The sequence below is a fragment of the Brevundimonas sp. NIBR10 genome (genome assembly GCF_027912515.1).
Taxonomy (GTDB): domain Bacteria; phylum Pseudomonadota; class Alphaproteobacteria; order Caulobacterales; family Caulobacteraceae; genus Brevundimonas.
The window spans coordinates 3,029,000-3,053,489 of the sequence record NZ_CP115464.1 but is presented as its reverse complement, the minus strand read 5'-3'; the positions used below and the strand labels follow the sequence as shown (position 1 = coordinate 3,053,489).

At 66.1% G+C, this 24,490-nt stretch carries 30 protein-coding genes and 1 tRNA gene; 22 read left to right on the top strand and 9 right to left on the bottom strand.

The genetic code is table 11. From position 1 onward, the window contains the following. Nucleotides 1-163 precede the first annotated feature (163 nt). Genes O5K39_RS14995 through O5K39_RS14975 form a run of 5 tightly spaced genes read left to right on the top strand, consistent with a single transcriptional unit; the run spans nt 164 to nt 3,214 of the window. On the top strand, nt 164-529 hold the full coding sequence (locus O5K39_RS14995) for a DUF3489 domain-containing protein (RefSeq protein WP_271144415.1): 366 nt from the start codon (nt 164-166) through the stop codon (nt 527-529). After that, complete coding sequence (locus O5K39_RS14990) at nt 526-762, top strand: hypothetical protein (RefSeq protein WP_271144414.1); 237 nt, start codon at nt 526-528, stop codon at nt 760-762. The genes O5K39_RS14995 and O5K39_RS14990 overlap by 4 nt, the downstream gene beginning before the upstream one ends. Beyond that, on the top strand, nt 752-1,186 hold the full coding sequence (locus O5K39_RS14985) for a DUF2924 domain-containing protein (RefSeq protein ID WP_271144413.1): 435 nt from the start codon (nt 752-754) through the stop codon (nt 1,184-1,186). Before O5K39_RS14990 ends, O5K39_RS14985 begins: the two co-directional genes overlap by 11 nt. Then, entirely contained in the window at nt 1,183-2,790 is a 1,608-nt protein-coding gene (locus O5K39_RS14980) for a recombinase family protein (RefSeq protein WP_271144412.1), read from the top strand. The genes O5K39_RS14985 and O5K39_RS14980 overlap by 4 nt, the downstream gene beginning before the upstream one ends. Nucleotides 2,791-2,815: 25 nt before the next feature. Further along, a complete protein-coding gene (locus O5K39_RS14975) occupies nt 2,816-3,214 on the top strand; it encodes a helix-turn-helix domain-containing protein (RefSeq protein WP_271144411.1) in 399 nt (132 codons plus the stop codon). A 3-nt stretch (nt 3,215-3,217) separates the two neighbouring features. On the opposite strand, the gene O5K39_RS14970 is transcribed toward O5K39_RS14975, so the two are convergent. Together O5K39_RS14970 and O5K39_RS14965 are read right to left on the bottom strand one after the other, a co-directional pair. Then, nucleotides 3,218-4,303, bottom strand: coding sequence for a hypothetical protein (locus O5K39_RS14970; RefSeq protein ID WP_271144410.1), 1,086 nt, complete (start codon nt 4,301-4,303; stop codon nt 3,218-3,220). A gap of 227 nt (nt 4,304-4,530) precedes the next feature. After that, nucleotides 4,531-4,620: transfer RNA gene (locus O5K39_RS14965), tRNA-Ser, on the bottom strand. A gap of 155 nt (nt 4,621-4,775) precedes the next feature. Here O5K39_RS14965 and msrA point away from each other — a divergent pair. Both msrA and O5K39_RS14955 read left to right on the top strand, forming a co-directional pair. Further along, nucleotides 4,776-5,426 carry a peptide-methionine (S)-S-oxide reductase MsrA gene (gene msrA, locus O5K39_RS14960; RefSeq protein WP_271144409.1) on the top strand — a complete coding sequence of 217 codons (651 nt, stop codon included), beginning with the start codon at nt 4,776-4,778 and terminating at the stop codon, nt 5,424-5,426. Nucleotides 5,427-5,430: 4 nt separating this feature from the next. Next, on the top strand, nt 5,431-5,781 hold the full coding sequence (locus O5K39_RS14955; RefSeq protein WP_271144408.1) for an MmcQ/YjbR family DNA-binding protein: 351 nt from the start codon (nt 5,431-5,433) through the stop codon (nt 5,779-5,781). On the opposite strand, the gene O5K39_RS14950 is transcribed toward O5K39_RS14955, so the two are convergent. The 7 genes from O5K39_RS14950 to flgF form a co-directional block, all read right to left on the bottom strand. Continuing rightward, nucleotides 5,778-6,284, bottom strand: a complete 507-nt coding sequence (locus O5K39_RS14950; RefSeq protein ID WP_271144407.1) for a hypothetical protein — start codon at nt 6,282-6,284, stop codon at nt 5,778-5,780. The two genes, O5K39_RS14955 and O5K39_RS14950, sit on opposite strands and share 4 nt — an antisense overlap. Nucleotides 6,285-6,301: 17 nt before the next feature. Next, entirely contained in the window at nt 6,302-6,724 is a 423-nt protein-coding gene (locus O5K39_RS14945) for a hypothetical protein (RefSeq protein WP_271144406.1), read from the bottom strand. A 24-nt stretch (nt 6,725-6,748) separates the two neighbouring features. Beyond that, nucleotides 6,749-7,198 (bottom strand): hypothetical protein, encoded by a 450-nt coding sequence (locus tag O5K39_RS14940; protein ID WP_271144405.1) that lies wholly within the window; start codon nt 7,196-7,198, stop codon nt 6,749-6,751. 294 nt (nt 7,199-7,492) lie between these two features. Then, complete coding sequence (gene flgH / locus O5K39_RS14935) at nt 7,493-8,254, bottom strand: flagellar basal body L-ring protein FlgH (protein ID WP_271144404.1); 762 nt, start codon at nt 8,252-8,254, stop codon at nt 7,493-7,495. Between the two features lie 11 nt (nt 8,255-8,265). Next, on the bottom strand, nt 8,266-9,039 hold the full coding sequence (gene flgA / locus O5K39_RS14930) for a flagellar basal body P-ring formation chaperone FlgA (RefSeq protein WP_271144403.1): 774 nt from the start codon (nt 9,037-9,039) through the stop codon (nt 8,266-8,268). After that, a complete protein-coding gene (gene flgG, locus O5K39_RS14925; protein WP_271144402.1) occupies nt 9,039-9,827 on the bottom strand; it encodes a flagellar basal-body rod protein FlgG in 789 nt (262 codons plus the stop codon). The genes flgA and flgG overlap by 1 nt, the downstream gene beginning before the upstream one ends. Before the next feature lie 70 nt (nt 9,828-9,897). Then, nucleotides 9,898-10,635: a flagellar basal-body rod protein FlgF gene (flgF, locus tag O5K39_RS14920; protein ID WP_271144401.1), complete on the bottom strand. Its 738-nt coding sequence runs from the start codon at nt 10,633-10,635 to the stop codon at nt 9,898-9,900. Nucleotides 10,636-10,816: 181 nt separating this feature from the next. On the opposite strand from flgF, the gene O5K39_RS14915 reads away from it, so the two are divergent. From O5K39_RS14915 to bamA, 15 genes are all read left to right on the top strand, one after another. Continuing rightward, nucleotides 10,817-11,476, top strand: a complete 660-nt coding sequence (locus tag O5K39_RS14915) for a flagellar basal body-associated FliL family protein (protein WP_271144400.1) — start codon at nt 10,817-10,819, stop codon at nt 11,474-11,476. Then, nucleotides 11,473-12,522: a flagellar motor switch protein FliM gene (gene fliM / locus O5K39_RS14910; RefSeq protein WP_271144399.1), complete on the top strand. Its 1,050-nt coding sequence runs from the start codon at nt 11,473-11,475 to the stop codon at nt 12,520-12,522. Before O5K39_RS14915 ends, fliM begins: the two co-directional genes overlap by 4 nt. A 1-nt stretch (nt 12,523) precedes the next feature. Beyond that, nucleotides 12,524-13,150 (top strand): DUF6468 domain-containing protein, encoded by a 627-nt coding sequence (locus tag O5K39_RS14905; RefSeq protein WP_271144398.1) that lies wholly within the window; start codon nt 12,524-12,526, stop codon nt 13,148-13,150. A gap of 30 nt (nt 13,151-13,180) precedes the next feature. After that, nucleotides 13,181-14,125, top strand: a complete 945-nt coding sequence (locus tag O5K39_RS14900) for a hypothetical protein (protein WP_271144397.1) — start codon at nt 13,181-13,183, stop codon at nt 14,123-14,125. 68 nt (nt 14,126-14,193) lie between these two features. Next, nucleotides 14,194-14,448: a DUF3297 family protein gene (locus tag O5K39_RS14895; protein ID WP_271144396.1), complete on the top strand. Its 255-nt coding sequence runs from the start codon at nt 14,194-14,196 to the stop codon at nt 14,446-14,448. Nucleotides 14,449-14,603: 155 nt separating this feature from the next. Next, nucleotides 14,604-15,485 carry a 30S ribosomal protein S2 gene (gene rpsB, locus O5K39_RS14890; protein WP_271144395.1) on the top strand — a complete coding sequence of 294 codons (882 nt, stop codon included), beginning with the start codon at nt 14,604-14,606 and terminating at the stop codon, nt 15,483-15,485. A 127-nt stretch (nt 15,486-15,612) separates the two neighbouring features. Next, entirely contained in the window at nt 15,613-16,557 is a 945-nt protein-coding gene (gene tsf, locus O5K39_RS14885; RefSeq protein ID WP_271144394.1) for a translation elongation factor Ts, read from the top strand. 95 nt (nt 16,558-16,652) lie between these two features. Continuing rightward, entirely contained in the window at nt 16,653-17,378 is a 726-nt protein-coding gene (pyrH, locus tag O5K39_RS14880; protein WP_271144393.1) for a UMP kinase, read from the top strand. Between the two features lie 28 nt (nt 17,379-17,406). Further along, a complete protein-coding gene (frr, locus tag O5K39_RS14875; RefSeq protein WP_271144392.1) occupies nt 17,407-17,964 on the top strand; it encodes a ribosome recycling factor in 558 nt (185 codons plus the stop codon). Nucleotides 17,965-17,993: 29 nt separating this feature from the next. Then, on the top strand, nt 17,994-18,752 hold the full coding sequence (gene uppS, locus O5K39_RS14870; RefSeq protein WP_271144391.1) for a polyprenyl diphosphate synthase: 759 nt from the start codon (nt 17,994-17,996) through the stop codon (nt 18,750-18,752). After that, nucleotides 18,752-18,943 (top strand): hypothetical protein, encoded by a 192-nt coding sequence (locus O5K39_RS14865; RefSeq protein WP_271144390.1) that lies wholly within the window; start codon nt 18,752-18,754, stop codon nt 18,941-18,943. The genes uppS and O5K39_RS14865 overlap by 1 nt, the downstream gene beginning before the upstream one ends. Beyond that, complete coding sequence (locus O5K39_RS14860) at nt 18,892-19,572, top strand: phosphatidate cytidylyltransferase (RefSeq protein ID WP_271144389.1); 681 nt, start codon at nt 18,892-18,894, stop codon at nt 19,570-19,572. Before O5K39_RS14865 ends, O5K39_RS14860 begins: the two co-directional genes overlap by 52 nt. Further along, entirely contained in the window at nt 19,569-20,765 is a 1,197-nt protein-coding gene (dxr, locus tag O5K39_RS14855) for a 1-deoxy-D-xylulose-5-phosphate reductoisomerase (RefSeq protein ID WP_271144388.1), read from the top strand. The genes O5K39_RS14860 and dxr overlap by 4 nt, the downstream gene beginning before the upstream one ends. Nucleotides 20,766-20,789: 24 nt before the next feature. After that, a complete protein-coding gene (locus O5K39_RS14850; RefSeq protein WP_271144387.1) occupies nt 20,790-22,007 on the top strand; it encodes a M50 family metallopeptidase in 1,218 nt (405 codons plus the stop codon). Between the two features lie 35 nt (nt 22,008-22,042). Beyond that, nucleotides 22,043-24,481, top strand: a complete 2,439-nt coding sequence (gene bamA / locus O5K39_RS14845; protein ID WP_271144386.1) for an outer membrane protein assembly factor BamA — start codon at nt 22,043-22,045, stop codon at nt 24,479-24,481. Nucleotides 24,482-24,490: the final 9 nt, after the last annotated feature.

The window sequence follows — 24,490 nt, the reverse complement described above, 5'->3', positions numbered from 1 at the left end:
AGTCAAATCCTGCGCATACAAGCACTTATCTGCTGGACTGAGCGCGCGACCAGAGCGTTATTCGGTGCATCCAGACGGGTCGCAGGCCGGGGAGCAGACCGCTCCGCCGGCCCTGGGAGGTGAGGCCGCGCCAACGGCCAATCACCCCCACGAGGAGATCGCCATGACCATCCAGACCGCTGCCCGCCGTCCACCCCAGGACGCGCCGCCCCCCGCGACCGAGCCGCTCAAGTTCCACACGCCGCGCAAGGCCAAGGCCGCCATCGATCCCGAGAAGCAGCCAGTCACCGATCTTGCCCGTCCAAAGCCCGCGCTCGGCAAGCTGGGTGCCATGGTCCACCTGATGAGCCGTGAGCAGGGCGCCGCCCTGCACGAGCTCTGCGACGCTACCGGCTGGCAGGCCCATTCGGTGCGCGGGGCCTTGGCCGGATCGCTGAAGCGTCAGCGCGGCTATGTTATCGCCTCGGAGAAGACAGAGGGCGTCCGGCGCTACCGCATCGCGGCTCATGCCGAAGAGGCGTCGGCATGATCGACTCCATCCTGGCCGATCATGCCCTGGAGCTGCTGAGCTGCACGATCGCCGACATCATCGAGGAGGCCTACCCCATCACCGTGGAAGCGGTGATCGGCGGCGACCGCAGCCGTGAGGATCTGCTGGCCGAGGCGGGTGAGGACGTCCTCACCCTGGTGAGAGCCATGCGGGTCTATCGCCGCCGGGTGGTGTCAACTCAACCGGCCGATCGGGCAGCCGATGGCGAATGAGTTGGAGCAGCGGATCGCGGCTGATGTAGCGGGGCTCGAAGCCATGGGCCTCGAGGGCCTGCGCGCGGTCTGGAAGACCCGGTACGGGCCGCCGCCCAAACTGCGTTCGCCGCGACTGCTGCGGCTGAACCTCGCCTGGCGCATCCAGGCCGAGGCCTTTGGCGGGCTGGACGCCGAGACGAAGCGGCGGCTGCGTCGTGGCGGGGCAGGGGCCTCGGCCGCTGACCGGCTGCAGCCGGGCATACGTCTGACCCGGGAGTGGAAGGGCGTGCCGCACGAGGTGGTCGTGGAGGAGGGCAGCTTTCGCTATGACGGTCGAAGCTGGAAGAGCCTGTCGGAGATCGCCCGCCACATCAGCGGCTCGCGCTGGAACGGCCCCCGCTTCTTCGGCCTGCGCGCCGACATCGACAGGAAGGCGGCATGAGCAAGTCGCCCGTCCTGCGCTGCGCCATCTACACCCGAAAGAGCTCAGAGGAAGGGCTGGAGCAGGAGTACAACTCGCTCCACGCCCAGCGCGACGCCTGTGAGGCCTATATCAGAAGCCAGGTCGGGGAGGGCTGGACCTGCCTGAAAACCGCCTATGACGACGGCGGGATCTCCGGTGGCACCATGGACCGGCCCGGCCTGAAGCAGTTGCTTGCCGACATCGCCGCTCGGCGCATCGATGTGGTGGTGGTCTACAAGGTCGATCGCCTGACTCGGTCGCTGTGGGACTTCGCCAAGATCGTCGAGGTGTTCGACAAGCACCAGGTCTCGTTCGTCTCGGTGACCCAGTCGTTCAACACCACCTCGTCCATGGGACGACTGACGCTCAATATGCTGCTGTCGTTCGCCCAGTTCGAGAGGGAGGTCACCTCAGAGCGCATCCGGGACAAGATTGCGGCCTCCAAGGCGAAGGGGATGTGGATGGGCGGTCGCGTGCCCCTCGGTTACGACGCCGAAGGCCGAACGTTGAAGATCAACGAGGCCGAAGCCGCCACGGTCAGGCACATTTTCGATCGGTACATCGCCCTGGGCTCAGTCCATCGCCTCTGTGATGAGCTTAAGGCGGACCGTGTCACGTCCAAGCTGACCACCTTTTCGACCGGGCGGATCCAGGGCGGGCAGGGCATCAATCGCGGCGCGGCCTTCCACATCCTGTCCAATCCGGCCTATCTCGGAAAAGTTCGCCACAAAGACGTCGTACACGACGGGCTCCATTCGGCGATCATCGACCAGAGCACCTTTGATGCGGCCGGCATGATCCTGGCGGCCAATCGGGTCAAACGCGTCACTGGCTCCGCCCGTCGCACCGAGTCGGCTCTGGTGGGCAAGCTGTTCGACGAGCAGGGCCACGCCATGACCCCGACCTTCGCAGTTGGTAGAGGAGGGAAGCGATATCGCTACTACGTCTCCGGGGCGTTGCAGGTCGGTCGCACATCTGCCGGCGACACCGCCGTCCGGCGGCTGCCCGGTCCTCCGATGGATAAGCTCGTTGCGAGCATTGTCGATCGACTGGCTCGTCCGGAGGACGCCGTCCTGAAGTCGGTGACTCTCAAACCGGTAGGGTTGGAGCTGGCGTTCAGTCGCCCGCCGGACATGGAGGCCTCGGAATGGGCCCACGCCATGGGCCTGATGAGCGCAAGGCTGCGGGAGGGCGAGCGGTGCTGGCTGGCCCGATCTGGCGCAGTCCTGGCGATGACACCCTGTAGCATCGTGTTTCGAGGCGGCCGTTGCCAGATCGACGGCCATATAGCCCTGCCTGGGAGACAGGTCGACCGGGCCATGGTGTCAGCCCTGCGTCAGGCCCATGCGCTGCTAACCCGCATCGGGCTGCCATTGTCGGGCCGCGCCGCCAGGACGGGTAACGCGCTGGATGGTACTTACGAGAGACGGCTGGTGGAACTCGCCTTTCTCGCGCCCGACATTCAGCAGGCCATCATCGAAGGGTGTCAGCCGAGAGGCCTGACCCTTTCCATGCTGCATGAGGCCGAGATCCCCAATGACTGGGAAAGTCAGCGCCGGACGTTCGGCTTTGCCCCGGACTGAGGTAAATGGGTGGCCGGAGACGACCTTGCCCAAGCGAATCGAAAAATCCAACGCCGAGATCCAGGCCGCCCTTCAGGGCTGTGGCGGCATCATCGGCATTGCTGCTCGCCAGTTGGGTATGTCGCCCCGGACGCTTTCGCGTCGGATCGAGCAAACTCCGAGCCTGGCCGAAACACTCTATCATGTGAAGGAAGGGATGATCGACTACGCCCTCGGCGTCGTGATCAAGAAGGGCATGGAGGGTCATCTTCCCTCGATGAAGTGGATACTGCGCAGATTTGCACCCGATCGCGGATATGGGGTTCGCACGTCGCGCACTCGGGTCCTCGAGCTTGAGAAAGAGCAGTTGCTCAGGGAGCAGGCGCGCCACATCTTCGAAGCCTTCCGTCCCTGGTTCGAAGATACCCCGGTGGATGAACGGTAGGCCTCACCCGCGCTGCGAGGCGTGGACCAGACGATGCGCCTTTGCGGAAGCGAAGAAGCCGTCGCGCAGGTAAAGAATGTCGTGCCGCGTCCCAAGGATGGGGCAGACGAAGACGAGGTTGTTTGGCTTGTAGGCACCCGCCTGCCTCAGCTCCAGACGCTGGACGTCTGCATCATTGGATCCGAATGGCCGAATGCCGGCAATCAGACAGGCTTGGTCTCGCAGGTCGGTCGCCAGCCACCAGATTGATACGGCCCCGGTCGCCATGTCGGGCCATGCCAGCGCGGTAGACCAGACCCTGTCTCGGGCCCACAGCCGACTTAGAACCCTGGCATCAAGTGCCGGGACGGACTCGAGCTTCCGCAGTGGTCGACCGGGCACAGCTACGTTGTGAGCTGCAGCCAGACCATCATGACCGAGACGGTTGAGCAGTTCTGCTGCTCCAAGCTCCGTCGGAGCTAGCTCATGCCTTTGTGCCAAGCGCAGCGCTACCTCAGTTGAATAGGGGCTGTCGCTGCGCTTTGACCGATAGGCCCGAGCCACCCGTTTGCCATCGACTCGGTCGATCTCAACGGCGATCGCATCAAGCTCCGGAAACACGCGCGTGCCCCAAGGTATAGCCTGAGCCTTTTTGACCAGGGCGCGGCGGCGGGCTCCTCTCACCTTTGGCAGGCCTTCCAGTCCCATCAGCCGGTTCCTGATCGCCTCCAGCTGCACCTGTTGACGATCATAACGATTGCCAAGCTTGGTAGCTCTCGGTCGGCCATGACCCTTCGCGGACGCCCAGACGTACCGGTAGAGGTAGAGGTCGTAACAGGCTTTACCGGTGACTGGGCAAGCGAACGCCGGCCGTTCGCCGTGACGGAGATCAATGCCCGTGAAATCGATGGCTTGATGGCGATATTCGCCCTCGTCTTTCCACACGATCAGAGCGCTAGTGCCGTCTATGGACTTCGTTACAAATCTTAGACCGGCGCTTTCGAACACGAGCTCCTGCCCGTGCGCAAACGCAACTTTGGCGCCCTTCAACTGGCGAACCGACAGTTTTGGAAGCTCGTCGGCAAAGCTGTTGGGAGTGCCTACAGCCATCCATCGGGTCCCCTTTGAGATGTGCGCACCCATTGGGCTTAAGGGTACAATTAACGCCAAACTCCACTGGGTTCAAAACAGCAGAGACTGGCAGCCCACAGGGGGCTCAATCAGCCTCGAAAGCGGCCGGCCTGGCTAGGAGCCAGTTCGGATTCGCGACATATTCGATTTGGATTTCCGGACGTTCCCAACCGGGTGGGCGATAGAGCCTAGTCGGTAGAAAACGGTGGCGGACAGAGAGGGATTCGAACCCTCGGTAGGCTTTCACCTACACACGCTTTCCAAGCGTGCGCGATCGACCACTCCGCCACCTGTCCGTTCCACGATCGGCCCGCGGGCCTCGTCGAGCCGCCGGATGGTCGTCCGGCGGGAGGCGAGGCTGATAGAACAGCGCGGGGCGCTGGGCAAGCGCCGGATGGCTTCCCATATGGGAGGAAACCGATTTATCGACCCTGCACGACCGGAGAACCCCATGCTGTTCCGAAAGAGCCACGACCTGCCGACCCCCGAGACCGCGCTGCCGGGCCGATCGACGCCCTTGCCCACCGACGAAGTGCATTTCGTCACGGGCCGGCCGTTGAAGGGGCCGCATCCGGAGGGCTTCGAGACGGCGATCTTCGGGATGGGCTGCTTCTGGGGCGTTGAGCGCAAATTCTGGACCCTGCCCGGCGTCTGGGTGACCGCGGTTGGCTATTCGGGCGGGATCACGCCTAATCCGACCTATGAGGAGACCTGCACGGGCCTGACCGGCCAGGCCGAGGTGGTCCAGGTGGTCTTCAACCCCAAGGAAATCCCTTACGCCGAGTTGCTCAAGGTGTTCTGGGAAGGGCACGATCCGACCCAGGGCATGCGCCAGGGCAACGACGTCGGCGCGACCTATCGTTCGGCCATCTACTATCTGAACGATGACCAGGAGACCCAGGCCGAGGCGTCGCGCGAGGCCTATCAGGGCGCGCTGAGCCAGGCGGGCAGGGGAGATATCACAACCGAGATCGCACCGGCGGGGCCGTTCTACTTTGCCGAGGGATACCACCAGGGCTATCTGGCCAAGAACCCGGCTGGATATTGCGGCATCGGTGGGACGGGCGTGGTCTGTCCGATCGGCGTCGGCGTCGAGGCCTGATCCGATGGACAGGGGCGCGATCGGCAGGATTTGCCTGGCCCTGCCGGCCGTGACCCTGGACCACCCCTTCGGTGATCACCACGACGCCTATCGCGTGGGAGGCAAGATGTTCGTGATGGTCGGCCAGGACGGCGGGGTGTCGTTCAAGGTCTCGGATATCGCCTATGAGGTCCTGACCGAGACCGGTCGCGCCCGGCCGGCACCCTATCTGGCCCGGGCGAAATGGGTGAACCTTCCCGATCCCGAGGCGGCCGAGGGCTGGACGGATGCGGATATGGCCGACCATTTCGCGTCGGCGCATGCGATTGTCGCGGCAAAGCTGGCGAAGAAAGTCCGCGCCGACCTGGGTCTCTAGCCGCAGAAGTCGAAGAAGCGCTCGACGTTGGCGAGGGTCCCGGGGTGGGCGACGAACATGTCGCGCCGTCCGTCGTGCAGGGACGCCATCCAGCCCAGGCGCCGGAAGCGTGCGAACACCGGCAGGTTCGCCGGGCCTTCAGCAGTCAGGATGCTGCCGTCATGCAGCTCCGAAGGCTCGGCCCCGGCCTTGAACCGTTCGGTGTCGCCGCCGGATTCCAGATGAATGTCCCTGGGAGCCTCAGCGATGGCGAAGATCTCGAGCTTGCCGCTACGGGCCGCGCACGACAGCCCCATCTGGATGTCATCGCTGGCTTCCATACCGAAGACAAGCTGCGCCTGGCCCGCGTCCTCGTGATAGAACCAGTCATAGCTGGTGACCGGTTTGGGGGCCGAGCTCGCAGCCAGGGGCGCCCTCGCGGGCGCCGAGGGGCCGACGGTCGAACAGGCTGCGACCGTGAGGGCCCCGATCGACAAACACACGGCGGTGGCGGGTCGTTTCATCTTGCGCATCTTCGGGGTCATCCGCCGCAAAGGTCGGCGAAGCGGCGCAGTTTGGCGAGGTCGCCGGCGTCGATCTGGATGACCTGGCGCGCTTCGCCGACGGTCATCGACAGGGTCCCGCTGGCAGAGAACCGGCCGAAGACGGGATGATCGGTTCTCAGGGAGGTGACGACGGCCTGGTCCGCGCCCGGGCCTGCCTCCGTCGTCGCCGACTGGTCTCCCGAGGTCACGGTGGCGAAGCCGGGTTTCAGCGTCGATTGGTAGACCGACACCCGGGCTATGCCGGATCCGGGCGAGCACTCCAGCGTCGTGCGTAGATCAGGCGTGTCGGGGCGTTCATTGGCCAGGACGATCGGACCGGAGCCCTCGTACAGGGTCCACGTCCATGCGGGTGCCTGCATTGCCAGGACGAGTGCGGCCAGAGCTGCTGTCGAGATCATCCGGCCCGCCCCCGTGGCCCGAAATCAGGCCTGCTTTCGCGCACAATAGCCCAGAAACTCGGCGATGGCCCGCCGTTCGACCACTGTGGCGGAAACCCGGTGTACGCCGCCTTCGCCATGGACGCTGATGCGTCCATCCTCGACCAGGCTGCGCAGGGGGCTGTCCTTCACGGCGATCCGGGTCTCATCCATGGGCGAGAACGCAACCGCAGCGGTGCCCGTGGGACGGACATCCCCATAAACGGCCGCCGTCATATCGCCGGGCGCGCAGGTGACCATCATGGCCAGCTGGTCGGAGTTCGCCACGCCATAGGCCAGTTTCGCCATCGCGCCCTCGTGGCTGACATGCCAACCCAGACCGGCCTGGCTGGTGTGTTCGACCGGGCTGGACGCCGTTTCGGCCATCGGTTGGGTCTTCGCGGCAAAGGCCACGAGGCCCAGGGCGGCGACGGCAGGGATCAGGATCTTGAACATGGCACGGTCTCGCGTTCCTCGATCAACGCGAGAGCTACGGCGGAGTTCACGGCTCAGCTTAACCTTCGTTAACGACCGCTTCCTGTGTGACGAAATTATCGCGCGTTCGGCGAACGCCGGCTGCCACGCAGAATCCGTCGCCGCCATCACCTTGCGCTCAAGCAGCGAGGCTCCGAGAGCCGAACCGTAGCACCCAATCTGCGCTCAAGCAGCGAGGCTCCGCGAGCCGAGCGCTAGCGTACAATCTGCGCTCAAGCAGCGAGGCTCCGCGAGCCGAGCGGTAGCGCCCTTCCGCTAAAAGGGGCTGAACCGTTCGACCAGCGACTGGGCCGCCGGCGTCGCCTGGACCCGGCTGATGTCGCCCCGGCCGCCGTAGCTGATCCGCGCCTCGGCGATCTGGGTGTGGCTGATGGTGTTGGCGGCGGTGATGTCCTCGGGGCGGACGATGCCGGCGACGGTCAGTTCGCGAACCTCGCGGTTGGTGCGCACTTCCTGCCGACCCTGGATGACGAGGTTGCCGTTGGCCATGATGTCGGTGACCACGGCGGCGACGGTCAGGTCGACCTTCTCCGAGCGGCTGACGGAGCCGGAGCCGGACGCATTGATCTGGCCCTGGGTCCCGACCAGGTTCCCCGGATCGAAGCCGCCGGGGAAGGCGCGACCGAGGCTGTTCTCGAGGCCGAAGAAGTTCGTGACCCCGCCCGACGCGTCGTTCGAGCGCGCGCGGTTGGTGGCGTTCGAGGTCTGGGCGCTGTCGTCGATCGCGATGTTGACGGTCAGGATGTCGCCGATGTGACGGGCGCGCTGGTCCCCGAAGAACGTGCGAGCCCCGGTGCGCCACAGGCTGTTGGCGCTGGCAGCCATCCGCCCGTTCTGCTCTGCGCGGATCGCGGCCTGCTGCTCGGGCGACGGCTGATAGACCTGGCTCTGCGGCACCAGCGCGGCCGGATAGCCGATCGGGGCCAGTTCGGGGCCGCGCACGGCCTCGATGGCGGTGGAACAGGCGCCCAGCGACAGGCTGGCGGCGCAGGCGGTGAGGATCAGGGTCTTGCGCATGGTTTCGGTCCTTAGCGGGAGGCGAGGAGGGCGTTGGCCCGTGCAGACTGGGCGGCGGGGCCCGCGATGGCACGGCCGGGGCCGGTGGCGATGGCGTCGATGGTCTTGGACGAGGTGGTGTTGAGCACGGTGACCGGTTCGCCGATCGCGGCGGACCGGGTCGCACGGCCCGTGACGGTCAGGCGAACCCCGCCGACCTCATAGGCAACTTCGACCATGTCGTTGCGGGCGATGACCTGGGGTGAGGCCAGGTCGCGAGAGGCCACGGCGGCTCCGGCGCGCAGGGGCCGTTTGGCCGACAGCCCGATGGCCTGTTCAGCATCGCGGGGGCCGCCCGTGGTGGCCAGATGGGCCTGGACCGTGGTCCAGACGACGTCCTCGGGCTGGATGATGTCGCCGGTGGCGATGTTGCGGGCATAGGTCAGAATCTCCGCCGTGGCTCCCGGCCGCGCGGCCGTGGGGGTGCCGGGCGAAGCCGTAGCAACCACGGGCGACGCCATGCTTGCGCGGACGACCACCCGGCCGAGATTGCGGGGATTGTCCCACTGCAAGCCCGAGCGCAGCGCCGCAGCCTGAAGCTGGCCGGCGTCGAACACCACCGAGGGCCCGGCGCGCGAGGCCACGACGACGTTCGCTGCCGATCCAGCGCCGTCGAACAGGTCGCCCAGGGTGACCCGGCCGTCCTCGTCGACGGGATTGGCCTTGAGCGTGACCGGCCCGGCGAACACCGGTCCGGCGGCGAGAAGCGACGCGGCGGCGCCGAGAAAGAGGGCGAGGCGACGCATCAGCTCTTCACCTGCGAGGCGACCGACATCATTTCGTCGGCGGTCTTGATGACCTTGGAGTTCATCTCATAGGCCCGCTGCGCCACGATCAGCGAGCTTATCTCCGACACTGCATCGACGTTGGACGATTCCGTATAGCCCTGCAGAAGTTGCCCATAGCCGGGCTCTCCGGGCGCGGCGACGGAGGCCGGACCGGAGGCTGCGGTTTCCATCAGCAGGTTATCACCGACCGCCTCCAGCCCCGCCTCGTTGAAGAAGTTGGCGATTTCCAGCTGCCCCACGACCTGCGGATCGGTCTGGCCGTCGATCGTGGCCTGGACCTCGCCGGTCTTGGAGATGGTCACATCGACCGTGTTCTGGGGGATCGTGATGGCCGGCTCGATCGTATAGCCGTCCTCGGTGACCAGATTGCCCTCGGGGCTCAGCGAGAAGTTGCCGGCGCGGGTGTATCCGATCTCTCCGGAGGGCAGGGTCACCTGGAAATAGCCCTTGCCGTCGATGGCGACATCATAGGTGTTGTCGGTGCGGCCCGGCGTGCCCTGTTCGGTGATCCGGTAGACGCTGCCTGCCTTGACGCCCAGGCCGACCTGGATGCCGGTCGGAACGACCGTGCCGGCGCTGGACGACTGGGCCCCCATCCGCTCGACGTTCTGGTACATCAGGTCCTGGAACTCGGCCCGCTGCCGCTTGAACCCGATCGTGTTCATGTTGGCGATGTTGTTGGAGATGACTTCGACGTTCAGCTGCTGGGCAGCCATGCCGGAAGCGGCGGTTCTCAAGGCGCGCATTATTTTTGGTTCCTATCGCTCGCCGCGCGGCGGCTTGCTGCTTGAGGAAGGGCGGACTGAATACGGGTCATCAGCTGGCTCGGCCCAGCCGCTCGACCGAGCGGCGGGACAGGTCGTTGACGTTCTCGATCATCTTGGAGACGCGCTCATAGGCGCGGCTGATCTCGATCATGTTCGTGATTTCGATCAGCGGATTGACGTTGGAGCCTTCCAGGCTGCCCTGATGGATCTTGGCCCCGGCTGCCTCGATGGGCGCGGCGTTGGAGCGGTTGCGGTACAGGCCGTCGCCGTCCTTCGACAGCGCCGCTAGGGTCTCGAAACGGGCGAGGGACAGTTTGCCGACCAGCAGGCCGCCCTGCGAGATCGTGCCGTCGTCACCGACCGTGACCTGCCCCCTGGACGGATCCAGAATGATGTCGCCGCCATCGCCCTGGACCGCGTCGCCGGCCTTGGTGACCAGCTTGCCTTCGGGATCGAGAGTGAAAGCGCCGTCGCGGGTATAGGCCTCGCCGTTTCCATCATTGACGACAAAGAAAGCCCCTTCGCCCTCGATGCCGAAATCCAGATCGCGACCCGTCTGTTTCAGGGCTCCCTGGCCGAAATCGCGACCGACGCCGTTGTCGAGCACGAAGCTGGCGCTGGGCCGGATCGCCTCGTTGCGGGCCCGCTCGCCGATCTCGGCACCGACCAGCAGCTGCTCGACCTTGAAGCCGGTCGTATCGGCGTTGGCCATGTTGTTCGCCACGATGTCCAGCTCACGACGGAGCGTCATCTGGCGGGACAGGGCGACGTAGGCGGCGTTTTCCACGGTGAGCGGGCTCCTTCGTCAAGGTCCCACGCAACGACCGTGCCAACAGGGTTAATGCAGGCGCGGCGGGCTTTTGAGAGTCATTGACGGCTTCGGCACCCGGCAGGATTTGCCGGATTTCAACGCCCCGTTAACCAAACCGGCCGCATCTGGACGCTGGAATCATCCGGGACCTCCATCCATGCTGAAGCTGGGCAAGAAGAAGAAAGCGGACGCTGGCGAATCCGCGACGGCCCTGGCCGTCGCCGAGGGTGCGGAGGGGGATGCCCCGCCGACCAAGAAGAAGATCCCTCTGCTGTTCATCATCATCCCCGCAGCATTGCTGGTGCTGGGCGGCGGTGGCGGCGCGGCCTTTTTCCTGCTGTCGCCCAAGCCCGCCGCCGCCGAGGGCGAGCATGGCGAGGAAAAGGCCGACGACCACGGGGCCAAGAAGGAAGAGAAGGGTGGCCACGGCGAGAAGAAGGAGGGCGGCCACGGCGCGGCGGCGGGTGCCGAGGGCGAAGCCGGCGCGGGCGTGATCGCGGAGGGGCCGGACGGCGTGACCTTCTACACCCTGGCCCCCATGACAGTGAACATCCAGTCTGCTGACGGCCGTCCGACCTATCTGAAGCTCAAGCTCACGCTTGAGATGCATGACGCCGACCTCGCCTCGACCCTCCAGGCCGAGGCTCCCCGGATGCAGGACATGTTCCAGGGCTTCCTGCGCGAGCTGCGCCCCGAAGACCTGGCCGGCTCGTCGGGCAGCTATCAACTGCGGGCCGAGATCCTGCGCCGGGTCAATCTGATCGCGGCACCGTCCAAGATCGACGCCGTCCTGATCGAAGAGATGCTCGTTCAATGAGCGATGTCGGCTTCGCAGACACTGATCCCTCGGCCTCCGACGAGTTCCGCTCGCCGGGCTCCGAACGGGTTCTGAGCCAGGACGAGATCGACAACCTGCTCGGGTTCGACCTCGGTGACGGCGACGATTCCGAACGGTCCGGCATCCGGGCCATCATCAACTCGGCCCTCGTCAGCTATGAGCGGCTGCCGATGCTGGAAATCGTCTTCGACCGCCTGGTGCGGCTGATGACGACGTCCCTGCGCAACTTCACCTCCGACAACGTCGAGGTCAGCCTCGACAACATCTCCTCGATCCGCTTCGGCGACTATCTGAACTCCATCCCCCTGCCGGCTATTCTGGCGGTCTTCCGGGCCGAGGAGTTGGACAACTACGGCCTGCTGACTGTCGATTCCAACCTGATCTATTCGATCGTCGACGTGCTGCTGGGCGGCCGTCGCGGCACGGCGGCCCTGCGGATTGAGGGCCGGCCCTACACCACTATCGAGCGGGTTCTGGTCCAGCGGATGGTCGAGGTCATCCTGGCCGACGCTCAGGCCGCGTTCGAGCCCCTGACGCCGGTGCATTTCAATCTGGACAGGCTGGAGACCAACCCGCGTTTTGCGGCCATCGCGCGGCCGGCGAACGCCGCCATCCTGGTCAAGCTGCGCATCGACATGGAAGACCGGGGCGGGCGGGTCGAACTGCTGCTGCCCTATGCGACGCTCGAGCCCATCCGCAAGATGCTGCTGCAGCAGTTCATGGGCGAGAAGTTCGGCCGCGACAACATCTGGGAAGGCCACCTGGCCACCGAGCTCTGGACCACCGACACCGAGGTCCGCGTCGTTCTGGACGAGCAGCAGGCACCGTTGTCGACGGTGCTCAATCTCAAGGTCGGCGACACCTTCATGCTGAACGCGACACCCGACAGCGACGTCTCGATCCGCTGTGGCCCGATCCCGGTCACCACCGGCCGAATGGGCCGCAAGGGCCAGCATATCGCCATCCGCGTGGAGGGTCCGATCAGCGTCGAGGCCGCCAATAGCCTGACCAAGGGAAAGCGCTGACATGACGGGCATCATTCTCGATTCGGTCCTGATGCTGCTTCTGGTGGCGGCCCTGGCCTATGGGGTGCGGCTGGAGAAGAAGCTGACGACCCTTCGTGCCGGTCAACTGGCCTTCGCCAACGCCGTCACCGAGCTGAATCAGGCCGCCGGCCGCGCCGAGAACGCCCTGGTCAGCCTGCGCCAGTCCGGCGAGGAAGCCGACATCCTCCACGACCGCCTCATCAAGGCTCGCGAGGTCAAGACCCAGCTGGAAATGCTGATCGCCAGAGCGCCGGTTGGCGTCTCCCTCCCCCGGAGTGGGGAGGGACGGCCGGAGCGTAGCGAAGGCCAGGGTGGGGAAGTGTCCCAACCTGTCGCCCCCCGCGTTGCCCTCGCTTCACACATCCCCACCCGGACGGCTGCGCCGTCGTCCCTCCCCATGAAGGGGAGGGAGAACCCCGACGACGACCGCGCCCTGCGCATGGCCGCCCTGGCCGAGCGCATCCACGGCATGGCCGCGCCAGCCGTCGCTGCGCCGGGCCGTGAGAACGTCGCTGCCATCCTGGGGGCCCTGACCGCTAACCAAGCCGCGAAACAAAGCCTGAACCAGGCCCGTCGTAGCCTGGACGAAGACCTGTTCGCGGCCTGAGCCGTTCCTGACACGACCGAGACCTGACCCATGGCCAAGATTCCCCGCCTCCTGCCCCTGATCGCCGTCGCCATCGGCGGGGTCGTGGCGGTGCGCGCCGTCGGTGCCGCCCCAGGTTTCATGCAGGGTGCTCAGGCCTGGGCCGAGGAAGCGGTCGGCGTCGTCGCCCCGTCCGCCGCCGCCGCACCCAAGGCCCCGCCCGCCGTCTGCGCCCTCACAGAAGAGCAACTGGCGCAGCAGGCCGGTATCTCACCGGCTGAACTCCGCATTATCCAGTCCCTCTCAGCGCGTCGAACCCAGCTCGACGCGCGCGACGCCGACTTTGCCACCACCCTGCCGCTCATGGTCGCCGCCGAACAGAAGCTGGACGCCAAGCTTCAGGCGCTGAACGCCATCAAGGCCGAGGTCCAGGGCCTGCTGGGCCAGGTCGACGCCAAGGAGAAGGCCGAGACCGACCGCCTGGTCGCCGTCTATTCCGCCATGCGCCCGCGCGAGGCCGCCGCGATCTTTGTGACCCTGGAAGACAGCGTCCGACTGCCCATCGCCGCCGCCATGCGCCCGCGTGGCCTGTCGGCCATCCTGGCCCAGATGCCGGCCCCCGCCGCCCGCGAACTGACCGAGAAACTGGCTCGCCGCTTCCAGGCCCAGCAGCTGGCCGCCCGCGCCGCCGTCGCAGGTGCCGTAGACACGCCGGCACCTCAGCAGGCGGCCGCCGCCCCCGCGACACAGACCGCGACGGCCCCGACACCGACCCCGGCCTCGGCACCGGCCACCACGCCCGCGCCGGCCCCCACACGCACCGCCGCCCGCACACCGACCCGACCGGCCCGCCAGCCTGCGCGGACCCCGACGCGCCAGCCCACGCCGACCGCCGCCGCTCCGACGCCCTCGACGCCGCAGCCCTATGCGCCGACAGCGGCTTCGACGCCCGCACCGGCCCCTGCGGCCACGCCTCCGCGCCAGTCGGTTCAGTAAGTCCGGTTGGCAGGGCGGGCGAGGGGGGCTATGGAGCCGCTCCTCACGTTTCGCCTTCAGGCCTTTCCATGTCCGACACGCCCCCCGACCGCCTCTCGGTCAATCCGAACAGCCCCCACCACGACGCCGACCTTCTGGCGCGCGGCGTCGGAATCCGTTTCAAGGGCGAGGAAAAGACCAACGTCGAGGAATATTGCGTCTCCGAGGGCTGGGTCCGCCTCGCCGTCGGCAAGGCCGTGGACCGCAAGGGCAACCCCCTGACCGTCAAGCTCCAAGGCCCGGTCGAGCCCTATTTCCAGTCGGAAGGCCCCGGCGAGGGCTAAATCATTTGCCTTGAGGGCGCTGTTCGCCTATAGCGCCGCCCACTTCACACGCAGGCGTGGCGTGATCCGGGGAGACATCCCGGGCGCTCCGTTCCGAGGGATCATTTGATCCTTTAACCGTCTGCGGCGGAATAATCGGAAAAAGGACTGACCTAATGGCTCTGCCAGACTTCTCCATGCGCACCCTGCTCGAAGCAGGCGCTCACTTCGGCCACCAGACGCACCGGTGGAACCCGAAGATGGACCGCTACATCTTCGGCTCGCGCTCCAACATCCACATCATCGACCTGTCGCAGACGATGCCGCTGTTCCACCAGGCTCTGGTGGCCGTGCGTGACGTCGCCGCCAAGGGCGGTCGCGTCCTGTTCGTCGGCACCAAGCGCCAGGCGTCGGATCCCGTCGCCGAGGCCGCCAAGCGCTGCGCCCAGTACTATGTGAACCACCGCTGGCTCGGCGGCACCCTGACCAACTGGCGCACCGTGTCGGGCTCGATCGCCCGCCTGCGCGAGCTGGAAGGCATCCTGGAGCGTGGCGGCGAAGGCCGGGTCAAGAAGGAACTGGTCAACCTGAACCGCGAGAAGGACAAGCTTGAACTGTCCCTCGGCGGCATCAAGGACATGGGCTCCATCCCCGACATCATGTTCGTGATCGACACCAACAAGGAAGCGATCGCGATCCTGGAAGCCCGCAAGCTGAACATCCCGGTCATCGCCATCCTGGACACCAACTCGGATCCGGACGGCATCACCTATCCGGTCCCCGGCAACGACGACGCCGCCCGCGCCATCCAGACCTATTGCGACTTGATCGCCGACGCCGTCCTGGACGGCCTGGCCGCCGGTGCCTCCAACTCGGGCATCGACATGGGCGCTTCGGAGAACCCGGTCGAGCCGATGCTGGCCGAGGCTGCCGCCCCGGTCGCCGCTGACGTTGCCCCCGCCGGCACCGAAGCCGTGGCCGAGGAAATGCTGGCCGCTTCGGGCGAAGAGACGCCTGCTGAAGAGCCTGTCGTCGAGACTGAAGAGACCACGGCCTAAGCCTGATGCTTTCCCACCCATCCCGGCCGATGCCGGGGTGGGTGGGTCACAGGCTCACCGTCAAACTGACATAAGGCCGGGATAGTACCCCGGCCATTCCCGCATTGAAGACCTCAGGAGACCAGAAATGGCCGAGATCACCGCCGCCCTCGTCATGGAACTGCGCGCCAAGTCCGGCGTCGGCATGATGGACTGCAAGAAGGCGCTTCAGGAAACCGACGGCGACATCAACGCCGCGATCGACTGGCTGCGCGCCAAGGGCCTGTCCAAGGCCGCCAAGAAGGCTGACCGGGTCGCCGCCGAAGGCCTCGTGGCCGTCGCCAGCCGTGAAGACGGCAAGGGCGAAATCGGTGCCGCCATCGAGTTCAACTCGGAAACCGACTTCGTCGCCCGCAACGACCTGTTCCAGAATGCCGCCAAGTCCTTCGCCGAGAAGGGCCTTGAGCACCACAGCGTCGAAGCCCTGCACGGCGCAGAGCTGGAAAACGGCAAGACCGTCCAGGACGAAGTGACCCAGATGATCGCCACCATCGGCGAGAACATGCAACTGCGCCGCGCCGCCCGCCTGTCGGTCTCGGAAGGCGTCGTCGCCTCCTACGTCCACAACGCCGTGTCGCCGGGACTCGGCCGTATCGGAGTGTTGGTCGCCCTGGAAGGCGAGGGCGACAAGACCGCCCTGCGTGAACTGGGCCGCAAGATCGCCATGCACGTCGCGGCGACCGCGCCCCTGTCGCTGAACACCGACGACCTGGACCCCGCCGCCGTCGAGAAGGAACGGCAGGTCCTGACCGAAAAGGCCAAGGAAGAAGGCAAGCCGGAAAACATGATCGCCAAGATCGTGGAAGGCCAGATCAACAAGTTCCAGAAGGACGTCGTGCTGACCAAGCAGCCCTTCGTCATGAACCCCGACGTGACCATCGAACAACTGGTCAAGGATTCGGCCAAGGAACTGGGCTCCTCCAACCTGCACCTGGCCGGCTTCGTGCGCCTGGCCCTGGGTGAAGGCGTCGAGAAGGTCGAAGGCCCCGACTTCGCTGCCGAGGTCGCCTCGATGATGGCCCCGCAAGCGTAACCACACTTAGTTCGTGACTATCGGGGCGCGTTCGGCTTTGAAGCCGGACGCGCCCTTTCTATGATCCGCCTCTGATTCCGCGTAACGAGAACTCCATGACCGACGCCCCGAAATACAAACGCGTCCTGCTCAAGGTCTCGGGCGAGGTCCTGATGGGCGAGCAGGGCTATGGCATCGACATGAAAACCGTCGACGGCGTCGCCGCCGCCGTGAAGCGGGTCGTCGAATCGGGTACCGAGGTCTGTCTGGTCATCGGCGGGGGCAACATCTTCCGTGGCCTGTCCAAGGCCGCCGCCGACATGGAACGGGCCAGCGCCGACTATATGGGCATGCTGGCCACCGTCATGAACGCCCTGGCCATGCAGAATGCGCTGGAGAAGATCGGCGTCTACACCCGGGTCCAGAGCGCCATCCCCATGGCCGCAATCGCCGAACCCTACATCCGCCGACGCGCCGTCCGCCACCTGGAGAAGGGCCGCGTGGTCATCTTCGCCGCGGGCACCGGCAACCCCTATTTCACGACTGACACCGCCGCCGCCCTGCGCGCCGCCGAAATGAACTGCGACGCTCTGTTGAAGGGCACGTCGGTCGACGGCGTCTATTCGGCCGATCCCAAGAAGGACAAGTCGGCGACCCGCTACGACCACCTGACCTATCAGGATGTCCTGACCCAGAACCTGAAAGTCATGGACGCCGCCGCCATCGCCCTGATGCGCGAATCGAAGATCCCGATCGTGGTCTTCTCGATCCGCGAGGAGGATTCCCTGCGCAAGGTCCTGAACGGGCAGGGCACCTTCACCGTCATCAGCGACGACGCGTAAAAACGACCAGAGACGACAGGAGACACGCATGGCCAAGCCCGATCTGAAGACCTACCGCGAGAAGATGGACAAGGCGGTCGCCTCCCTGAAGGAGGAATATTCCGGCCTGCGCACCGGTCGGGCCAACGCCGGTCTGCTGGATCCGGTCCAGGTCCAGGCCTATGGCTCCAACTCGCCGCTGAACGCCGTCGCCGCCATCAGCGTGCCCGAGCCGCGCATGATCTCGGTCAGCGTCTGGGACAAGACCATGGTGGGCCCGGTCGAGAAGGCGATTCGCGCCGCCGGTCTGGGCCTCAACCCGATCGTGGACGGCCAGACCCTGCGTATTCCGGTGCCGCCCCTGACCGAAGAACGCCGCAAGGACCTCGCCAAACTGGCCGGCAAATATGCCGAGCAGCAGAAGATTTCCGTCCGCAACGTCCGTCGCGATGCCAACGATGACCTGAAGAAGGCTGAAAAGGCAGGCGAAATCAGCCAGGACGAGCAGAAGAAGATGGAGACCGAGGTCCAGAAGGACACCGACGCGGCCATCAAGCGCATAGACGAGACCTTGAGAACCAAGGAAGTTGAGATCATGCAGGTCTGAGTTGCGGACCTCGGCGGGACAGGATTGAAATGACGGCTCAAATCGCCGATCTGCCCGGATCGCCAGACGGTCCCCGGCACGTGGCGCTGATCATGGACGGCAACGGTCGCTGGGCGCAGGCTCGCGGCCTGCCGCGTGCCGTGGGCCATCGCGAGGGCGTCCAGGCGCTGAAGCGCACGGTCCAGGCCGCGCCTTCGCTCGGCATCCAGTGCCTGACCGTCTTCGGCTTCTCGACCGAGAACTGGCGTCGTCCGGCCGAGGAGGTCTCGGACCTGATGGGTCTGGTCCGCTCCTATGTGGCCAGCGACCTGAATCGGCTGGACCGCGAGGGCGTCCGCGTCCGGGTGCTGGGCCGACGCACCGGCCTGCCGACCGACATCGCCAAGATCATCGAGCGGGCCGAGGCCCAGACGGCCCACAACACCCAGTTCATGCTTCAGGTCGCCTTCAACTACGGCGGCCGCGCCGACATCGTCGATGCCGCCCAGCGCCACGTCGATCGCGTTCTGAAGGGCGAGGCCACTGGCCCGCTGGACGAGGACACGCTCGGCCTGGGCCTGTCCACGGCGGGTGGCCCGCCTGTCGATCTGATCGTCCGGACGTCGGGCGAGCAGCGGCTGTCGAACTTCCTGCTCTGGGAAGCCGCCTATGCCGAGATGGTCTTTCAGGACGTGCTCTGGCCCGACTACGGCCTGGCCGGCCTGACCGACGCCGTCGAACAGTACCGCAATCGCGACCGTCGCTTCGGCGGCCTTGCGACGGTCCAGCCTGCGCTCGCGACCGGCTGATGGCGCTCAAGGTCGGCGACATCGGCCTCAGAGCCGCGTCGGCTTTCGTGCTGGCTCCCGCTGCGGTCCTGGCGACCTGGGCCGGCGGCCTCTGGTTTCTTGCGCTGATCCTGCTGGCCTGTGGCCTTCTGGCGATCGAGTGGGGCCGGATGAGCACCCCGGGGCCTGGCGGGGTTCGGCGATCGCCGTAGGTCTGGCCCTGTTCGTCGCCGTCGGGGCGACCCATGTCGGCCAGTTGTCGTTCGCACTGGTCATGCTGGTCTTCGGGGCGGCGGCTGCCGGTCTGTTCATGCGAACTCGCGGCCAACTCGCGCTCAACGCCGCCTATGGTGTGCTCTATCTCGGGTGGCCGGTCATTCTGTTGATCTGGCTGCGGGACGGGCACGACAAGGTCGGGCTGCACTGGACCGTGCTGGTGTTCGCCGTGACCTGGTCGGCCGACATCGTCGCCTATCTGGCCGGCAGCCTTTTCGGCGGACCCAAGCTGTGGCCACGCCTGTCGCCCAAGAAGACCTGGTCGGGCTTCATCGGTGGCCTTGCGGCCGGGATGCTGGCCGGTGGCGGCATCGCGCTCTGGCTCGAGATGGGGCGGCTCAACGTTTTCTGGGGCATGGTCCTGGGCCTTGCCGCCGCCCTGGCCACCATGGCCGGAGACCTGTGGGAGTCGGCGCTGAAGCGTCGCTTCGGGGTCAAGGACGCGGGCACCATCATTCCCGGCCACGGCGGACTGCTGGACCGGGTAGACGGCCTGATGTTCGCGGTCGTCGTCGTCGCCGCAGGGCGCTGGCTGGTCATCCTGGTCGAGCGAGGTCTGCTTTGATCCGGCGTCGCGTCAGTGTCCTGGGTTCGACGGGCTCGGTCGGCTGTTCGACGCTTGATCTGATGGATCAGGCCGAGGCTGCCGGCACGGGTGCCTTCCAGGTTGAGGTCCTGACCGGCGGGGCCAATGTCGCCCGGCTCGCCGAACAGGCGCGTCGGTGGAAGCCCCGCCTCGTGGTCATCGCCGATCCCGCCCGCCTGCCGGACCTGCGCGACGCACTCGTCGGAACCGATATCGAGACCGCCTCCGGTGACGCCGCCGTTGTCGAGGCCGCGACCCGTCCGGTCGACTGGGTCATGGCCGCCATCGTCGGCGCGGCGGGTCTGCGTTCCACCTGGGCGGCGGCGGCGACCGGTGCGACCCTGGCCCTGGCCAACAAGGAAAGTCTGGTCTGCTGCGGCCCCCGCCTGATCGAGCGGGTCCGGTCCAGCGGCGGCCGGCTGATCCCCGTCGATTCCGAACACTCCGCCATCTTCCAGGTCTTCCCGGCCGAGGCCCCCGAACGTGTGGCCAGGCTGATCCTGACCGCTTCGGGCGGCCCGTTCCGCCAGACGTCTCTCGTAGACATGGCCCGGATGACGCCGGAGCAGGCTGTCGCCCATCCCAACTGGTCGATGGGAGCCAAGATTTCGATCGACAGCGCCACCATGGCCAACAAGGGGCTGGAGACCATCGAGGCCGCCTATCTGTTCGACATGACCGCTGACCGGATCGACGTCGTGGTGCATCCGGAATCGATCATCCACTCCATGGTCGAGTATGTCGACGGCTCGACCCTGGCCCAGATGGGCCCGCCAGACATGAAGACGCCGATTGCCTGTGCCCTGGCCTGGCCCAACCGCCTGGCCTGGCCGGCGCCAAGGCTGGATCTCGCCGCGCTCGGTCGATTGACCTTCGAGGCCCCCGACGAGACCCGCTTCCCGGCCCTGAAGCTGGCGCGCGAGGCTCTGTCGGCCGGGGGTACCGCACCGACAGTGTTCAACGCCGCCAACGAGGTCGGCGCCTATGCCTTCCTCGACAGGAAGCTTGGCTTTCTCAATATTGCCGTAGTCGTCGCCGAAACCCTTGAGCGCACGACGTGCGAGGGGATGACATCGGCTACCGACGACGCCTGCGACGCGGCCCTGGCCGTCGACGCCGAGGCCCGCCGGATCGCCCGCGCCATCATCGAGCGCCGCGCGATGGCCGCGTGAGGCCGGACGGAGACCTGAAACGCAATGCTGAACCTTCTGGGTCAGATCCTGATCTACATCGTGCCGTTCCTGCTCGTGCTGACGTTCATCGTCACAATCCACGAACTGGGCCACTACGGCGTCGCCCGCCTGTTCAAGGTCAAGATGGATCGGTTCGCCATCGGCTTCGGCCGGGCCCTGTTCAGCCGCACGGACAAGCGCGGTGTCGAATGGCGCATCGGCTGGATCCCCGCCGGCGGCTATGTGAAATTCTCGGGCGACCTGGACGCCTCCAGCGTGCCGGATGCCGCAGGTCTCGCCGAGCTTCGCCAGCGTGTGATCGCAGAAGAGGGGCCCGCCGCTGTCTGCGACTATTTCCATTTCAAGCCGGTCTGGCAGCGCGCCCTGATCACCGCTGGCGGCCCGGCCGCCAACTTCATCCTGGCCATCGTCATCTTCACCGTTCTGTTCGCGACCTTCGGCGACCAGATCAGTCCGCCGCGCGTCGTCAACGTCGTGCCTGGCTCGGCTGCCGCCAGCGCGGGCTTTCGGCCCGGCGACCTGATCCTGGAGGCCAATGGGGATCCGGTGCGGAGGGGCGAGGACGTGATCCGCGTCGTGACCCTGAACTCCGCCACGCCCGTCCGCTTTGTCGTCGAGCGGGGAGGCCAGCGCGTGCCGCTGATCGCCACCCCGGTCCGCACCCTGACCGAGGACGCCGTGGCGGGCCAGATCAAGGTGGGCCGTATCGGTCTTGAGATGGGCTATCGCCGCGACGAAATCCGCGCCATCCGCTACAATCCGATCGAGGCCGTGTGTGCCGCCGTGCGCCAGACGGGCGACGTACTGGGCACCACCTTCACCTATATCGGCCGCATCTTCAGCGGGCGAGAGTCGGGTGACCTGCTCAATGGCCCTCTCGGCATCGCCAAGGCCGCAGGCGGCATCAGCCAGCAGGCCACGGCCGGAGAGGCCCCTGCGGGCCTGAAGGCCGCCAACCTCGCCCTGACGCTTATCCAGTTCGCCGCCATACTTTCGATCGGAATCGGCTTCATCAACCTGATGCCCATCCCCGTCCTGGACGGAGGTCACCTGGTTTTCTACGCCTACGAAGCTGTGGCGAAGAAACCCGTGGCGGCCAAGGTTCAGGAGGCGGGGTACCGGGTCGGTCTTGCTTTGCTGGCGGGTTTGATGTTGTTCGCCACCTGGAACGACTTGCAGAAGCTGAACCTGTTCAAATTCCTCGGCGGGCTCGTCAGTTGAGCCTACGCCAGCCCCCGATGGTTTCCCGAATGACGATGACCGATACGCGCGCTTTCGCAACCCTGGCCGCCCGTTCGCGGGCCCCGCTTTGCAGCGTGACCGCGCTCGTCGTCGCGGCGGGCCTGGCCACGACCGCCCAGGCCCAGACCGCGCCTCCGGCCCCGGCCATCTCGCCCCAGCCGCTGGCCGCCGCCCCCCAGGCCGCGCCCGCGCCGCGCCCGGCCGAGACCGGTGTGGTGAACCGCATTCTGGTCAATGGCAATCAACGGATCGACCAGACCACGGTCCTGTCCTACCTGCCGATCCAGCCGGGCGACACGGTCGATCCCGTCGTCCTGGACGTCGCTTTGCGCACCCTTCAGCGCACCCAGCTGTTCGCCGACATCCAGCTGGGCCTCCAGCCGAACGGCGATCTGGTCGTCTCGATCGTCGAGAACCCGATCATCAACCAGATCGTGTTCGAGGGTAACAGCGCCCTCAGCGAGAAGAAGCTGACCGAAGAGGTCACCCTGTCGCCGCGCGGCATCTACACCCGCGCCAAGGTTCAGGAGGACGTCGGCAAGATCATCGAGCTTTATCGCCTGTCGGGCCGGATCTCGGCGACCGTCTCGCCCAAGCTGGTTCAGCTGGAGCAGAACCGCGTCGACGTCATCTTCGAGATCGACGAGGGTCCCGAGACGGGCCTGCAAGCGATCACCTTCATGGGCAACACCGCCTATTCGGATTCCGAACTGCGCGAGGTCATGGTGTCCAAGGAGTCGGCTTGGTACCGGCTATTCAGCTCCAACGACAACTACGACCCCAACCGGCTGGACTACGACCGCGAGCAGCTGCGGAAATTCTACACCAACCGGGGCTACTACGACTTCCGCGTTGTGTCGGGTGTGGCCGAGCTGGTCCCCGACGACTCGGCTTTCGGCATCACCCTGACGGTGGATGAGGGCGACAAGTACAATTTCGGCGAGATCAGCGTCGTCACCGAGAACGACCGCCTGAACGCGGACTTCCTCAAGCTGCTGATCCCGATCAAGACCGGCGACCTGTACGAAAGCGACAAGATCGAAAGTTCGGTCGACGCCCTGACCTTCGCGGCGGGTTCGGCGGGCTATGCCTTCGTGGACATCCGGCCGACCTACCGGGCCAATCCCGAAACCAACCTTGTCGACGTCACCTTCAACATCTCCGAGGGCCAGCGCGTCTACATCGACCGCATCAACGTCGTCGGCAACAACCGCACCCTGGACTATGTCGTCCGGCGCGAACTGATGCTGACCGAGGGCGACGCCTTCAACCGCACCCTGGTCGAGCGGTCGCGCAACAACCTGCGGGCCCTGGGCTTCTTCAAGGACGTCGAGATCAAGGAAGAGCGCGGGTCGGCCCCCGATCGCTCGGTCGTCAACGTCACCGTGACCGAACAGCCGACCGGCGAACTGTCCGTCGGTGCCGGCTTCTCTTCTGCCGAGAGCTATACGATCAACCTGGGCATCACCGAGCGCAACTTCCGTGGCCGGGGCCAGAACGTCGTGGCCCGCGCCGAATGGGGCTCGCTGCGCCAGCAGATCGACTTCCGCTTCACCGAACCCAAATTCCTGGGCCGCGACGTGGGGGCGGGCTTCGACCTGTTCCACTCCCGCTATGACTTCCAGGAAGAGTCTTCGTTCGACTATCGCTCGACCGGTGCCGGCCTGCGTCTGTCCTTCCCGATCAACGGCTATACCCGGCTGTCGACCCGCTACTTCATCAAGGACGATGAGATCATCGTCCCGACCGGTTATTGCAACACCGGCGGCTCCGGCTCGCGCGCCCTGTGCGAACAGGTCGGCGCCTCGCTGAACTCCTCGGTCGGCTATACGATCGGCATCGATCGCCGTAACGACCCGATCCGCCCGACGCGCGGCTGGAGCGGCACCCTGCGTCAGGATCTGGCCGGCGTCGGCGGCGACGTGAACTACGTCAAGACCGAGGTCGAGGGCACCTACTACTACGGGATCACCCCCAGCTGGATCGTCTCGGTGGCGGGTTCGGCTGGCTATGTCGGCGGCTGGGCCGGCGACGCTGTGCGGATCAACGATCGCTTCTTCCGGGGCGGCAACACCTTCCGTGGCTTCGAGACGGCCGGCATGGGTCCGCGCGATCTGACGACCCAGGATGCGCTGGGTGGCAATTTCTACGCCGTGGGCACGGTCGAGCTGACAGTGCCGAACTTCCTGCCCGACACCTACGGCATCCGGACCTCGCTGTTCGCCGACGTCGGGACCCTGGGCGTGCTCGACGACCGCTACACCATCACCTCGACCGGCGTGCTGGACCCCAACATCGTCGATGACCTGTCGCTGCGTGCCGCCGCAGGCGTCAGCATCCACTGGAAGTCGCCGATGGGCCCCATCCGCTTCGACCTGTCCAAGATTCTCAAGGGCGAGGACTACGACCGCACCGAAACCTTCCGCTTCTCGACCTCCACCCAGTTCAACTAAACCGTCGGT